This is a genomic window from Streptomyces sp. NPDC127108 (genome assembly GCF_042677545.1).
In the GTDB taxonomy this organism is placed as follows: domain Bacteria; phylum Actinomycetota; class Actinomycetes; order Streptomycetales; family Streptomycetaceae; genus Streptomyces.
In genome coordinates this window covers 90,145-102,451 of the sequence record NZ_JBHXTE010000038.1, presented here as the reverse complement: position 1 = coordinate 102,451, position 12,307 = coordinate 90,145, and the positions used below count along the sequence as shown (strand labels likewise).

Sequence of the window (12,307 nt, the reverse complement as noted above, 5' to 3'; positions counted from 1 at the left end):
CTCGTACTGGACGTACTTGGGTGATTCGGGCGTGCGGCGAGAGTGCGTGCCAGGCGTCGCGGGCCCGCGAAGATCCGCCGGACAGGCCCTAGGCCTTGCCCGCCCTGGGGTCGGGGAGCCAGGGGGCGAGCGGCACCCGGTCGTGCAGCGGAATCGCGGCGTACAGCGCCGACGCGGCCTCTTCCTCCGCGCGGGCGGCGTCCGGCCGCCCGGTGTCCCGCAGCAGCGCGGCCAGTTCCGTGCGTGTCTCGGCCTCGCCGTGCCGGTCCTGGATGCGGCGGCGGAGGGCGAGCGCCGCGCGGAGGTGCCGTTCGGCCTCCGCGGGGCGTTCCAGGTGCGCGGCGGCGCGGCCCAGCTCGTGGCGGGCCATGGACGCGGTGTGGGGTTCACGGACGCGCTCGGCGACGGCGGCGGCCCGCCGGAACCACTCCTCACCCGCCTCCTGACCGCCGCCGATGTGGTCGACGCCGCCCCCTGACCGGACGCCGACCTCGCCGCCTCCACCGCCGTGCACCAGCGCGAGCCCCACGCCGATCATCGCCCAGGCCTCCCCGTGCGGGTTGGCGATCGCCCGGGCGAGGGTGAGCGAGTCGCGGGCGTGGCGTTCGCAGGCGGCCGGGTCGCCCTGGTTCAGGGCGGTCAGGGCGAGGCCGAGCAGTCCGCTGGACTCGCAGTGCCTGTCGCCGAGGCGGCGGGACAGGGTGAGGCCGTCGCGCAGCAGGTCCTTCGCCTCGTCGTCGCGGCGCAGCCGCAGGCACAGATGGCCGAGTGAGGTCCGCGTCCACGCCTCGGTGTTGCGGTTGCCGGTGCCCGCGCACAGCGCGAGCGCCTCGCACAGCTCGGCCTCGCCCCGGCCGTACCGGCCCGTGACCCAGTGCAGGTACCCGAGCCGCTGCAGCATCGCGGCCTCGCCCTGCCGGTCGCAGATGTCCCGGAAGGCGGCCAGTGCGCGCAGCAGGTGCTCGTGGGCCTGCTCTGGCCGCCCGAGGTGCCACTCGGCGAGGCCGAGCCCGCCGCGCGCGAGAGCCTGCCCGCGCCGGTCGCTGATCTCCTCGAACAGCGTGAGCGCGCGCCGGTGGTGGTGGGCGCACTCCTCGTGGTTCCCGAAGGTCCAGTGTGCCATCCCCAGGTTGCTGAGCTCGATGGCGTGTCTGCGTACGTCCCCGAGCAGCCGGAACAGCGCGAGGGCGCGCCGGTGCCGCGCCGCGCTGCGGTGGTGCGTGCGGCCCGTGAACCAGTCGGCAAGGCCGAGCCCCGCGAGCGAGCAGGCCTCCCCGTGCCGGTCGCCCGTCTCCCGGAACACCGCCAGCGCCAGCCGGTGCTGCTCCGCGCTCTCCCGGTAGCGTCCGCGTACCGCGTACGTCCGGCCGAGGGCGCACCGCGCCATGGCCGCCCCGTGTGCGTCACCGGCGTTCTCGGACACCGCCAGGGCGCGCTGGTACTGCTCCGCCGCCTCGTCGTGCCGCCCGAGGCCGTCGTACACGACACCGATGTCGCGTACGGAGCGGGCCTGCCGGGCGAGGTCACCGGACCGCAGGGCCGCCTCCAGGCCGAGGCGGAGGCCCGCGAGGCTGTCCGTGCCGTACGCGTGCAGTCCCAGAAAGGAGTGGGTCGCGGCGGCGAGCCGCCAGGTGCAGTCGTGCCAGTCGCGGCGCGCGGCCTCCTCGGTGGCCGCCGTCAGGTTGGCGCGCTCCCGCTCCAGCCACTCCAGGGCCGCCGCGGCCGGAGCCGGTCCTGGCCCGGTCGGCAGGACGAGGCGGCGCCCGTCGTCCGCTGCCGACCGCCAGGGTTCGAGCCGCCGCCGCGCTTCCTCGGCGGCGTCGCAGTACCACCGGGCGAGCCGCAGCACGGCGGCCGTGCGCGCCTCCTCGGTGTCCTCGGCGTGGGTGCGGCCGTGCGCGTAGAGGCGCAGCAGGTCGTGGTGGCGGTAGCGGCCGTGCGCGAAGCTCTGCAGCAGGTGCTCGTCGAGCAGGGCTTCCAGGAGGTCCTCGGCCGTGTCGCGGTCCGTGCCGAGCAGGGCGGCGGCCGACTCCGGGGTGCAGTCGGTGCCGGGGTGCAGGGCGAGGAGGCGGAAGGCCCGGCGCCGGGGCTCGGGCAGCGACTCGTACGACAGCGCGAAGGCGGCGTCCACCGTCCTCCCGCCGACGGCGAGTTGGCGCAGTCGGCCCGCGTCGGCCTCCAGGCGCCGGGCCAGGTCCGTCGTGGACCAGGAGGGGCGGGTGCGCAGGCGGCGCCCCGCGAGCGCCACGGCGAGCGGCAGGTGGCCGCAGAGCTCGGCGACGCGCAGGAGCGCGTCGTCGGGTCCGGGGACCTGCGGGGACTTTGCCCCGGGGTGGTCCGGCGGGCCCGTCCAGGGGCGCTCGCGCTCCGTGACGCGGTCGATGAGCGCGGTGGCCTCCTTCGGGCTGAAGGGGGCGAGGCGGGTGGTGCGGGCGCCGTCGAGCCCGCCGAGGACACGGCGGCTGGTGATCAGGAGCAGGCAGGATCCGGTGCCGGGCAGCAGGGGCCGCACCTGCTCCTCGTCGGCCGCGTCGTCGAGGACCACCAGGGCGCGGCGGCCCGCGAGCCGGTCGCGGTACAGGGCGGCGCGGGCTTCCACCTGTTCGGGGACGAGGTCGCCCGGTACGCCGAGCAGGCGCAGGAAGTCCTCCAGGACGTGGGCGGGGTCGGCGGGGGGCCGGTCCGGGGAGAAGCCCTTCAGGTCGGCCCACAGCTGGACGTCCGCGAAGTGGCCCTGGGCGACGAGCTGGTGGGCGGCGCGGACGGCGAGGCGGGTCTTGCCGACGCCCGCCATGCCTTCGATGACGGCGACGATGACGCCGGTGCCGGTGCCGGTGCCGGTGCCCATGTCGGTGGTTTCCCCCACGAGCTCCCGCAGCTCGGCCTCACGGCCCGTGAACTCCGGTATGTCCATGGGGAGTTGGCGCAGCCCTTCGATGGCTCGCGCGCCGGCGGGCTCCGACGGCCCGTCGCCGTCCGTCACCCCCGCTCCCGGCCCGTGCGCGGAGCCCGTCACCCCCCGCCGGTCCAGGTCCAGCGACGGAGCGGACGTCAGGATCCGCCCGTGCAGCTCCCGCACCTCCGCCCCCGGGTCCACCCCCAGCTCCTCGCGCAGCCCGCGCCGCGTCCGCCGGTACACCCCGAGGGCGTCACCCTGCCGCCCGCACCGGTACAGGGCCAGCATCAGCAGCGCCGCGAACCGCTCGCGCAGCGGGAAGTCGCCGACGAGGCGCATCAGTTCGGGTACGACCTCCTGGTGGCGCCCGAGGTCGAGGTCGGCCTGGACGCGTTCCTCCAGGGCGGCGGCCCGCAGCTCGGCGAGTCGGTCGCGTTCCGTGTCCAGGAAGCCGCTCGTCACGTCGGAGAGGGCGGGGACGTCCGGGCCGTCCCACAGGGCGAGGGCCGCGCGCAGCTCCTCGGCCGCCCCTTCCGCGTCCCCGCGGGCCCGTGCGGCGCGGCCCCGGCCGACCCCGCGCTCGAAGGCGGCCGCGTCGACGCCGTCAGGGCCGACGTCGAGGACGTACCCGCCGGCGGACCAGTTCAGGACACCCGAGGGTGACCTGGGGCTCCGCTCGGGCTCCAGGACGCGCCGTAGCGCGGAGACGTACTTCTGGAGCTGCGGGACCGCGTAGGCGGGGGCAGGCTCGCCCCAGACCGCCCGGACGAGCTGGTCGCGGGTGACGGGCCGCCCTCCGCCGAGGAGCAGCACGGCGGCGACGGAACGCTGCCGCGGCGCCCCGAGGTCAAGGGCCCGCTCGCCCCGCCAGGCCCGCACGGGCCCGAGCAGCGCGAACCGTAACGGCCCCGCGGCCGCCCCGCTGTCGTCCGGTCCCAACAGAACACCTTCCGTCCCGCGTTCACGCCACCGTCACATCGCCGTGTACGAGCGACTGCCCGTGCATCGCCCAATGATTCACCCAATGGTGCGCCCAACCGTCCCGAGAACACTGGTGAGCCACGGGGGAACAAGACGAAAGGAAGTCGATGAGGTACGCACGGAAGCCGCTGCGAGCCATCGCTGTCTGCGCTGTCGCCACGGCGATGCTCACGGTCCCGGCGGGGTCGGCACTCGCGGACAACCACCAGACGTCGGCGCCCCAGCGTACGGCGTCGGCGCCCGCGTCCGGGGGCGAGTCGGCGGCCGCGTCGTTCCGGTGCCGGGACGTGGGCATCAAGTACGGGAAGACCAAGCGGAAGGCGCCCATCCGGGCGGGGATGTCGAAGCATGCCCGTATCAAGATGAAGGTCCCCAAGGGGAAGTACGTGCGCTACACCAAGCGGTGTGTGAGCTCCAAGGGGACGCACTGGGTGAAGACGACGACGTGGGCGCGGGGGTATCTGTACGTCGCCCACATCTAGGCCCCGGGGAACCAGGGGCCTCCAGGACCGGCCGGTGATCCGCGCCGGGGGGAGCCATCAGCGGATCGCCGGCCTCCACGTCCCGCTCGGGTCGGGTGCGGTGGAGGTGGCACGATCAGTGAATGACGCGCCTGCTGACCCACAGCGACCTCATCGCCCTCCTCGACCCCGCCGCCTGTCTCGACGTGCTCGCGGACGGGTTCCGTACGGCGGACGACGGGTCGATCGCCGGGCAGCGGGTGCGTACGGAGTTGCCGTTCCCGGGGACGGCGACGGCGTTGATTCCCGGGCTCCTGCCCGGTGTGGACGCGTACACCGTGAAGGTCAACGCCAAGTTCCCCGGCGCGCGGCCCGCGTTGCGCGGGGTGATCTGTCTGCACGGCGGCGCCGACGGCGAACTTCTCGCCCTCCTCGACTCGGCCACCGTCACCGCTTGGCGCACGGGCCTCGCCGCCGCCCTCGGCACGCACGCCCTCGCCGCCCCCGACCCCGCGGGCACCGCCGTGCTCGGCGTGATCGGCGCGGGTGCGCAGGCGGAGCTGATGGTGCGCGGGCTGCGGACGCTGCGCCGCTTCAGTGCCCTTGCTGTGTACGACACGGACGCGGGCCGCGCCGCCGACTTCGCCGCCCGCCACGACGGCGAGGTGTCCGCGTCCGCCGCCGACGTCGCAGCCCGCGCCGACGTGGTCCTCCTCGCCACCTGGTCCCGCACCCCTCTCCTCGGCCTCGCCGACACCCGCCCCGGCCAGCACTTCACCACCCTCGGCGTGGACGAACCCGGCAAGCGGGAGCTGGCCGCCGACCTCCTGCGGGACACCCTCCTCGTCGTGGACGACCGTGAACTCGCCGCCTCCATGGGCGCGTTGGCGTCCGTCGGCCTTCCGGCGTCCGCCGCCGACGCCACCCTCGGTGAGGTCCTGCGCGGCGAGCACCCCGGGCGCGTGGGCGCGAGCGCCTTGTCCGTGTACGCGCCCGTGGGTCTGCCTTGGCAGGATCTCGCCCTGTCGTGGCTCGCCCATCAGGAGGCGGAGCGGCGCGGCATCGGCGGCGCCGTCGACCTCCTGGGCTGACCTCGGGTCCGCCGCGCGGCGGAGCTGCTTCGTCCCGGTGGGCGATCCGGGCGGCGGGGCATGATCGCCAGGCTGGTCCCATGACGACGGACACCCGTACCGAACTCCCGCCTCCGCCCGGCCGGTTGCGGGCCTGCTGGGCCGCCGCCCACGCCCGCGCCGACGACGTCCCCCAGTGGGCGTGGCTGGCCGCGCTCGCCGTACCGCTGACCGTGCTGCCTTCGGGCGTCTGGCGCATCGCGGGCTGGTTCCTCGACGAGAGCAGCCACGGCAAGCGGGGTGACCTCCCGGTCTGGGTGCCGGGGTGGTCCTACATGCTGTTCCTGTCCCTCGTCTCGGAGCTGTTCGCCTTCACGGCGGTCGGCCTCGTCACGCGGTGGGGCGAGGTGTTCCCGCGCTGGGTGCCGTTCCTGCGGGGGCGCGCGGTGCCGACGATGGCGGCGGTCGTCCCGGCGGCGATCGGCACCGTGCTCGTCACGGCACTGTGGACGAGCGCGTTCGTGGCGGAGGCGGCCGGGGTCACGATCACGGGGGAGCCCCTCTCCGACGACTACCCGACCAGACAGGGCGCGTGGCAGGCCGCGGCCCTGTACGTGAGTTACGCCCCGCTGTTGTTGTGGGGGCCCTTGCTGGGGGCGGTCACCTGGGCGTACTGGCGCCGCCGCCGCACACCCCGCTGAGGAAGGTGGTCCAGGCGGGGGCGCCTATGAGGAGGACGGGGCCGCCGTCGGGGTCGGCTTTGCTGTCCCGGACGGGGACGACGCCGGGGAGTCCGGCGGCGACTTCGACACACTCGCCGCCTTCGCCGTTGCTGTAGCTGCTCTTGCGCCAGCACGCGTTGCTCAGGTCGTACTCGTGCATCGTCTGTAATCCTTAGCCGCCGATTCGACCAGGGCGAGGGACACCTCCGGCGACAGCGCGGCGCCCCTGAGCAGATCGTATGCGCGCTGTGCCCGCTTCACCACCGCCGGATCGTCCAGCAAGTCGCCCGAAAACGACGTCTCTGTATAGAGGGTTGGCGGCGCGTCGTCGAACTCCATCAACTGGAGCATGGCGGCCATCGACGCGCACGCTCCGTGCGCGCGCGGGACCACGGCCAGCAGCACCTTTCGTTGCCGTGCCAACGTGGCGATGTGCTCCAACTGCTCCGCCATGGCGATGGGCCCGCCGACGGGCACTCTCAGGGCGTTCTCGTGCAGGATCGCCCAATACTCGGGCCTCGTAGCGTCCTTCAAAATGCGGGACCGCTCCAACCGCGCGGACACGCGCTCGTTCACGTGCTCGTCCGTGACGAACGGATTGGCTGCGAGCGTGACCGCCTGCGCGTAGGGGGCGGTCTGCAGCAACCCTGGGATCACCGACGGGGCGAACTGGCAGATCTTGGTCGCCATCCGCTCCAGCTCGACGACCTCGGCGAAATAGTCGGCATACCGCTTGTCATCGATCAGCTTGCGCCACATTCGCTCGAAAAAGCCTGCGGTTTGCAGAACCGCGTCAATCCGCTGGGCCACATCCAACTGCGGCTTACGAATAGCCTGTTCGAACTGGCCGATGTACCCGCCGGAGACGAAAACCCGCGCCCCCAGCTCCACCTGCGTGAACGCGGCCTCCTCGCGCCGTCGCTTGAGTTCGGCGCCGAAGAACTCCCAGGCGGCCTGCCGGGATCCATGAGCACCTTTGGCCATGGATGAACTCCCCTCCTCAGCCGCGCACTTGTAGCGCACAGACTCCTGCCGAGTGTAGGCGGACGGCGTCATCGTGGAGACACGAAGCGTGAAATCCGACGGCAAAGGGGAGCCACGTGACGGCGATTAACGTCGCAGGCCACCGGCACTCTGCGGGTGGGCTCCAAGAGGTGGAGGAAACAGTGGAAGAATTGCGCGCCGCCCCGGAACTGACAGGAATTTCTTCGCCGAAAGCGGCCGGGCGCGGCCGGGGGGCGGTGCGGGCGTCATGAGGCTGCCGATCGGCACGTACGCGGTGGACACGAGGTCGGGCCGGGTGGGCCGGGTGATGGGCCACGAGGGGCCGTACGTACAGCTGCGGCCGTACGGGGGCGGCCGGGAGTGGGACTGCTCGCCGGAGGTGCTGAGGACGGCGACGAGCGCGGAGCGGCTGCGCGCGGCGACGGCGTACGCGAACGCCCGCAGCCGCGGTGAGGTGCCTTGACGGGAGACAGCGCGCCGGGGTGTAGAACGAGTAGTACGCTCGGAGTATGGCTGGAGACATGGAGTGCGGCGAAGAGGTCCCCCTGCGGGAGCTGAACCAGCAGACTTCCCGCGTAATGGCCCGAGTCGCGGCGGGTGAGACGGTCACGATCACCAAGGACGGCGTGCCGATAGGGGACATCGTGCCGAGGGGCGGCCGTCTGGGGCGGCCCTCGTACCCGTTCCGGACGGACGGGATGGGGCCGCTCGACCTCCCGGACCTCGACGGCCCGGCGCTCACCGACGACGAGATCGACGAGACCCTGCGCGGCATGGGCGGCATGGGTGGAACCGGGGGAGCGGCGGATGTCTGACGTGCCCGTGGCGATCGCGGACACCAACGCGCTGTACCGCCTGTTCACGCCGAAGGATCCCCGCCACGCCGCCCACAAGGCGGCGCTGGCCCGCGTCGGGCACCTGGTGGTCTCGCCCATGGTCCTCACCGAGCTGGACTACCTGCTGACCGAACGGGTCGGCGCCCAGGCGTCCATGACCGCCCTGGACTTCATCGCGCGCCAGGCGGAGGCGCGGCGCTTCGAGATCCCGGAGACCTTCCCGCACCTGCGCGGTGCCATGGCGGTGATGCGTGGCTACGGGGATGCGGCGGGCGGCAAGGGCGTCGGCCTGGCGGACGCCATGAACGTCGCGCTCGCGGCGGCGTTCCAGACGGCCGACATGCTGACCACGGACACGCACTTCCGCATGATGCGCCCCCTCACCGCGCACACCGCCTTCCGGCTTCTCCCCGACGACCTGTGAGGGTGCGCCGTACGCGAGAATGGCCCCATGAGCCTGTTCCGTGACGACGGTGTGGTGCTGCGCACCCAGAAGCTGGGTGAGGCGGACCGCATCATCACGCTGCTCACGCGCGGGCACGGACGCGTGCGGGCCGTGGCCCGGGGGGTGCGGCGGACGAAGTCCAAGTTCGGGGCGCGCCTGGAGCCCTTCTCGCACGTGGACGTGCAGTTCTTCGCGCGGGGCAGCGAACTGGTCGGCCGCGGACTCCCGTTGTGCACGCAGAGTGAGACGATCGCTCCGTACGGTAGCGGGATCGTGACGGACTACGCCCGGTACACCGCCGGGACGGCCATGCTGGAGACGGCGGAGCGGTTCACCGACCACGAGGGCGAGCCCGCGGTGCAGCAGTACCTGCTGCTGGTCGGCGGCCTGCGCACCCTCGCCCGCGGCGAACACGAACCGCACCTCGTCCTCGACGCGTTCCTGCTGCGCTCCCTCGCCGTGAACGGCTACGCGCCCACGTTCAACGACTGCGCGAAGTGCGGCCTGCCGGGCCCCAACCGCTTCTTCTCCGTCGCCGCGGGCGGCTCGATTTGCGCCGACTGCCGGGTGCCGGGCAGCGTCGTGCCGTCGGCGGAGACCCTGACGCACCTCGGCGCGCTGCTGACCGGTGACTGGGCGACGGCCGACTCCTGCGAGGCCCGGCACGCCCGCGAGGGCAGCGGGCTCGTATCGGCCTATCTGCACTGGCACATGGAGCGCGGCCTGCGCTCACTGCGGTACGTAGAGAAGAACTGACCAAGCAAGCTCAGCTAGGAGTGAGAGTCCCTCATGGCAGTCGCACGACGCGGAATCCTCGGACGGAGCCGCCGCGAGTACAAGGTGCCCGAGCCGCACCCCTCCGGCGCGCGTCCGCCGAAGATCCCCGGCGAGCTGGTCCCCAAGCACGTCGCCGTCGTCATGGACGGCAACGGCCGGTGGGCCAAGGACCGCGGCCTGCCGCGCACCGAGGGGCACAAGGTCGGCGAGGGCGTCGTCCTCGACGTCCTCAAGGGCTGCCTGGAGATGGGCGTCAAGAACCTGTCCCTGTACGCCTTCTCCACGGAGAACTGGAAGCGGTCCCCCGAAGAGGTCCGCTTCCTCATGAACTTCAACCGTGACGTCATCCGGCGGCGGCGCGACGAGATGGACGAGCTGGGCATCCGGATCCGCTGGGTGGGCCGTATGCCCAAGATGTGGAAGTCCGTCGTCCAGGAGCTCCAGGTCGCCCAGGAGCAGACCGTCAAGAACGACGCCATGACGCTGTACTTCTGCGTCAACTACGGCGGCCGCGCCGAGATCGCCGACGCCGCGCAGGCCATCGCACGGGACGTGGCGGCGGGCAGGCTCGACCCGTCGAAGGTCAACGAGAAGACCTTCGCCAAGTACATGTACTACCCGGACATGCCGGACGTGGACCTGTTCCTGCGCCCGAGCGGCGAGCAGCGCACGTCCAACTACCTGATCTGGCAGTCCAGCTACGCCGAGATGGTCTTCCAGGACGTCCTGTGGCCCGACTTCGACCGCCGCGACCTGTGGCGCGCCTGCCTGGAGTACGCCTCGCGCGACCGCCGCTTCGGCGGGGCCATCCCGAACGAGGAGCAGATCGCCAACAGCTAGACGGCGCGTACGCGAAGGGGCCCGCACCGCCGACCGGCGGTGCGGGCCCCTTCGTACGTCTGCGGGGCGGAGCTACTTCTTCTGCGCGCAGTCCGCACATGTGCCGAAGACCTCGACCGTGTGCGCCACGTTCACGTACCCGTGCTCCGCGGCGATCGTCTCCGCCCACTTCTCCACCGCGGGGCCCTCGACCTCCACGGCCTTGCCGCAGACGCGGCAGACCAGGTGGTGGTGGTGCTCGCCGGTGGAGCAGCGGCGGTAGACCGACTCGCCCTCGTTGGTGCGCAGCACGTCGACCTCGCCGGCGTCGGCGAGGGACTGGAGCGTGCGGTAGACCGTCGTCAGGCCCACGGAGTCACCGCGGTGCTTGAGCATGTCGTGGAGCTCCTGCGCACTGCGGAACTCGTCCACCTCGTCGAGCGCGGCCGCCACAGCGGCGCGCTGCCGGGTGGACCGGCCTCGTACGGGGGGTCCCGCAGCGGTCGTCACAGGTGCCTCCTAGCACTCGTCAGCACTCGTCCGCACTTTCGTGGTGCGTCGTCTCTCGCCCGGCCATTGTGCCAGGTCGCTGCCGGACGGTGACCAGAGTGATCTCAGACAGTGACCTCGTCCGACGCGCCCCGCGCACCCGGCACGTCCGCCGTGCACGCCGTCTCGCGCGCCGCCGAGGCCCGTGCGCGTCTGCGCGCGAGGGGCGTCGCGAGCAGCGTGAGCACGATGAACACGCCGATCGTGAGGAGCACGATCGTCGCTCCGGGCGGCACGTCCTGGTAGTACGACGTGACCGTGCCGCCGAGCGTCACGGAGACCCCGATGGCCACCGCGATCGCGAACGTCGCCGCGAAGCTCCGGGTGAGCTGCTGTGCCGCAGCGACCGGCACCACCATGAGCGCCGACACGAGGAGCAGGCCCACGACCCGCATGGCGACGGTGACCGTGACCGCCGCCGTCACGGCCGTCAGGAGGTTCAGGGCCCGCACCGGCAGACCCGTCACACGAGCGAACTCCTCGTCCTGGCTCACCGCGAACAACTGGCGGCGCAGCCCGACCGTGACGAGGACCACGAACGCGGCGAGCAGACAGATCGCCGTCACGTCCTCCTCGGAGACCGTCGACAGGGACCCGAAGAGGTAGGAGCTCAGGTTGGCGTTCGAGCCGCCGGGCGCGAGGTTGATCAGCATCACGCCGCCCGCCATGCCGCCGTAGAACAGCATCGCGAGGGCGATGTCGCCGCGTGTCTTGCCGTACCAGCGGATCAGCTCCATCGCGACAGCTCCGACCACCGCGACCGCCGTAGCCATCCACACCGGGGAGGTGGAGAGCAGGAAGCCGAGGCCGACCCCGGTCATCGCGACATGGCCGATTCCGTCACCCATGAGGGCCTGGCGGCGCTGCACCAGATAGATGCCGACCGCGGGCGCCGTGACGCCGACGAGGGCGGCGGCGAGCAGCGCCCGCTGCATGAATTCGTAGTTCAGGAATTCCATCGCCGGGTCCTCAGGTGAGCAGGCCGGTGCGGACCGGGGCCGCGTCGGCGTCGTGCGGGTGGACGTGGTCGTGGCCGGGCAGCGCGTGCTGGCCGACGGCCTTGGGCGGCGGGCCGTCGTGCAGCACGCAGCCGTCGCGCAGGACCACCGCGCGGTCGATCAGCGGCTCCAGGGGCCCCAGCTCGTGCAGCACGAGCAGCACCGATGCGCCCTGCTCGACCTGGTGGCGCAGGGTGGCCGCGAGGACCTCCTGGCTGGCCAGGTCGACGCCCGCCATCGGCTCGTCCATGATCAGCAGCTCGGGCTCGGAGACCAGGGCGCGGGCGATCAGGACCCGCTGGTGCTGGCCGCCGGAGAGGGCGCTCACGGAGTCCTTGGCGCGGTCCGCCATGCCGACCTGCTCCAGGGCGTGCGCCACGGCCTCGCGGTCGGCCTTGCGCAGGACGCCGAAGCGGGCCCGCGAGAGCCGCCCGGACGTGACGACCTCGGTGACCGTCGCGGGGACGCCGCCCGCGGCCGTGGTGCGCTGCGGGACGTAGCCCACCCGCGCCCAGTCCTTGAAGCGCCGCCGCGGCGTACCGAAGATCTCCACCGCGCCGCCGGTGACCGGGACCTGCCCGATGACCGTGCGCACGGCCGTGGACTTGCCGGAGCCGTTCGCGCCGAGCAGCGCGACCACCTCGCCGCGCGCCACGGTGAGGTCGATGCCGCGGAGCACCGGGCGGCCGCCCAGCTCCGCCGTCACCGCGCGCAGGGATATGACGGGCTCGCTCTTGGCGTCGGCCAT

The 12,307-nt window shown here is 72.8% G+C and carries 14 protein-coding genes; 8 read left to right on the top strand and 6 right to left on the bottom strand.

Features of this window, described 5'->3' with window-relative positions; translation table 11 throughout:
• Positions 1-88 precede the first annotated feature (88 nt).
• Positions 89-3,835: a BTAD domain-containing putative transcriptional regulator gene (locus ACFVHO_RS28840; RefSeq protein WP_385720681.1), complete on the bottom strand. Its 3,747-nt coding sequence runs from the start codon at positions 3,833-3,835 to the stop codon at positions 89-91.
• A gap of 149 nt (positions 3,836-3,984) precedes the next feature.
• Between ACFVHO_RS28840 and ACFVHO_RS28835 the strand changes: the two genes are divergently transcribed.
• From ACFVHO_RS28835 to ACFVHO_RS28825, 3 genes are all read left to right on the top strand, one after another.
• On the top strand, positions 3,985-4,359 hold the full coding sequence (locus ACFVHO_RS28835) for a hypothetical protein (protein ID WP_385720678.1): 375 nt from the start codon (positions 3,985-3,987) through the stop codon (positions 4,357-4,359).
• 122 nt (positions 4,360-4,481) lie between these two features.
• Positions 4,482-5,429 (top strand): ornithine cyclodeaminase family protein, encoded by a 948-nt coding sequence (locus ACFVHO_RS28830; protein ID WP_385720675.1) that lies wholly within the window; start codon positions 4,482-4,484, stop codon positions 5,427-5,429.
• 80 nt (positions 5,430-5,509) lie between these two features.
• Positions 5,510-6,109, top strand: a complete 600-nt coding sequence (locus ACFVHO_RS28825; RefSeq protein ID WP_385720673.1) for a hypothetical protein — start codon at positions 5,510-5,512, stop codon at positions 6,107-6,109.
• Here ACFVHO_RS28825 and ACFVHO_RS28820 read toward each other — a convergent pair.
• Positions 6,069-6,290, bottom strand: coding sequence for a DUF397 domain-containing protein (locus ACFVHO_RS28820; protein WP_385720670.1), 222 nt, complete (start codon positions 6,288-6,290; stop codon positions 6,069-6,071). The genes ACFVHO_RS28825 and ACFVHO_RS28820 overlap by 41 nt on opposite strands.
• Entirely contained in the window at positions 6,272-7,114 is an 843-nt protein-coding gene (locus ACFVHO_RS28815) for a helix-turn-helix transcriptional regulator (protein ID WP_385720667.1), read from the bottom strand. The genes ACFVHO_RS28820 and ACFVHO_RS28815 overlap by 19 nt, the downstream gene beginning before the upstream one ends.
• Before the next feature lie 268 nt (positions 7,115-7,382).
• Between ACFVHO_RS28815 and ACFVHO_RS28810 the strand changes: the two genes are divergently transcribed.
• From ACFVHO_RS28810 to ACFVHO_RS28790, 5 genes are read left to right on the top strand one after another with little or no spacing between them, the layout of a single operon-like run.
• Positions 7,383-7,598, top strand: a complete 216-nt coding sequence (locus ACFVHO_RS28810) for a hypothetical protein (protein ID WP_380857134.1) — start codon at positions 7,383-7,385, stop codon at positions 7,596-7,598.
• A 46-nt stretch (positions 7,599-7,644) separates the two neighbouring features.
• Entirely contained in the window at positions 7,645-7,950 is a 306-nt protein-coding gene (locus ACFVHO_RS28805; RefSeq protein WP_385720664.1) for a type II toxin-antitoxin system Phd/YefM family antitoxin, read from the top strand.
• Positions 7,943-8,395 (top strand): PIN domain-containing protein, encoded by a 453-nt coding sequence (locus ACFVHO_RS28800; RefSeq protein ID WP_385720661.1) that lies wholly within the window; start codon positions 7,943-7,945, stop codon positions 8,393-8,395. Before ACFVHO_RS28805 ends, ACFVHO_RS28800 begins: the two co-directional genes overlap by 8 nt.
• Before the next feature lie 27 nt (positions 8,396-8,422).
• Entirely contained in the window at positions 8,423-9,172 is a 750-nt protein-coding gene (recO, locus tag ACFVHO_RS28795) for a DNA repair protein RecO (protein WP_030357672.1), read from the top strand.
• Positions 9,173-9,205: 33 nt separating this feature from the next.
• On the top strand, positions 9,206-10,033 hold the full coding sequence (locus ACFVHO_RS28790; protein ID WP_385720657.1) for an isoprenyl transferase: 828 nt from the start codon (positions 9,206-9,208) through the stop codon (positions 10,031-10,033).
• A 72-nt stretch (positions 10,034-10,105) separates the two neighbouring features.
• On the opposite strand, the gene ACFVHO_RS28785 is transcribed toward ACFVHO_RS28790, so the two are convergent.
• The 3 genes from ACFVHO_RS28785 to ACFVHO_RS28775 all read right to left on the bottom strand — a co-directional run bounded on the left by ACFVHO_RS28785 (position 10,106) and on the right by ACFVHO_RS28775 (position 12,307).
• Positions 10,106-10,522, bottom strand: coding sequence for a Fur family transcriptional regulator (locus ACFVHO_RS28785; RefSeq protein ID WP_385720654.1), 417 nt, complete (start codon positions 10,520-10,522; stop codon positions 10,106-10,108).
• A gap of 104 nt (positions 10,523-10,626) precedes the next feature.
• Positions 10,627-11,520 (bottom strand): metal ABC transporter permease, encoded by an 894-nt coding sequence (locus tag ACFVHO_RS28780; protein ID WP_385720651.1) that lies wholly within the window; start codon positions 11,518-11,520, stop codon positions 10,627-10,629.
• A 10-nt stretch (positions 11,521-11,530) separates the two neighbouring features.
• Complete coding sequence (locus tag ACFVHO_RS28775; RefSeq protein WP_385720648.1) at positions 11,531-12,307, bottom strand: metal ABC transporter ATP-binding protein; 777 nt, start codon at positions 12,305-12,307, stop codon at positions 11,531-11,533.

Bases quoted from the DNA above. Each gene is read 5' to 3' on its own strand.
- ACFVHO_RS28825 (WP_385720673.1), top strand. From the start codon at position 5,510: ATGACGACGGACACCCGTACCGAACTCCCGCCTCCGCCCGGCCGGTTG.
- ACFVHO_RS28830 (WP_385720675.1), top strand. From the start codon at position 4,482: ATGACGCGCCTGCTGACCCACAGCGACCTCATCGCCCTCCTCGACCCC.
- ACFVHO_RS28805 (WP_385720664.1), top strand. From the start codon at position 7,645: ATGGCTGGAGACATGGAGTGCGGCGAAGAGGTCCCCCTGCGGGAGCTG.
- ACFVHO_RS28820 (WP_385720670.1), bottom strand. From the start codon at position 6,290: ATGCACGAGTACGACCTGAGCAACGCGTGCTGGCGCAAGAGCAGCTAC.
- ACFVHO_RS28775 (WP_385720648.1), bottom strand. From the start codon at position 12,307: ATGGCCGACGCCAAGAGCGAGCCCGTCATATCCCTGCGCGCGGTGACG.
- ACFVHO_RS28810 (WP_380857134.1), top strand. From the start codon at position 7,383: ATGAGGCTGCCGATCGGCACGTACGCGGTGGACACGAGGTCGGGCCGG.
- ACFVHO_RS28790 (WP_385720657.1), top strand. From the start codon at position 9,206: ATGGCAGTCGCACGACGCGGAATCCTCGGACGGAGCCGCCGCGAGTAC.
- ACFVHO_RS28815 (WP_385720667.1), bottom strand. From the start codon at position 7,114: ATGGCCAAAGGTGCTCATGGATCCCGGCAGGCCGCCTGGGAGTTCTTC.
- ACFVHO_RS28835 (WP_385720678.1), top strand. From the start codon at position 3,985: ATGAGGTACGCACGGAAGCCGCTGCGAGCCATCGCTGTCTGCGCTGTC.
- ACFVHO_RS28780 (WP_385720651.1), bottom strand. From the start codon at position 11,520: ATGGAATTCCTGAACTACGAATTCATGCAGCGGGCGCTGCTCGCCGCC.
- recO (WP_030357672.1), top strand. From the start codon at position 8,423: ATGAGCCTGTTCCGTGACGACGGTGTGGTGCTGCGCACCCAGAAGCTG.
- ACFVHO_RS28800 (WP_385720661.1), top strand. From the start codon at position 7,943: ATGTCTGACGTGCCCGTGGCGATCGCGGACACCAACGCGCTGTACCGC.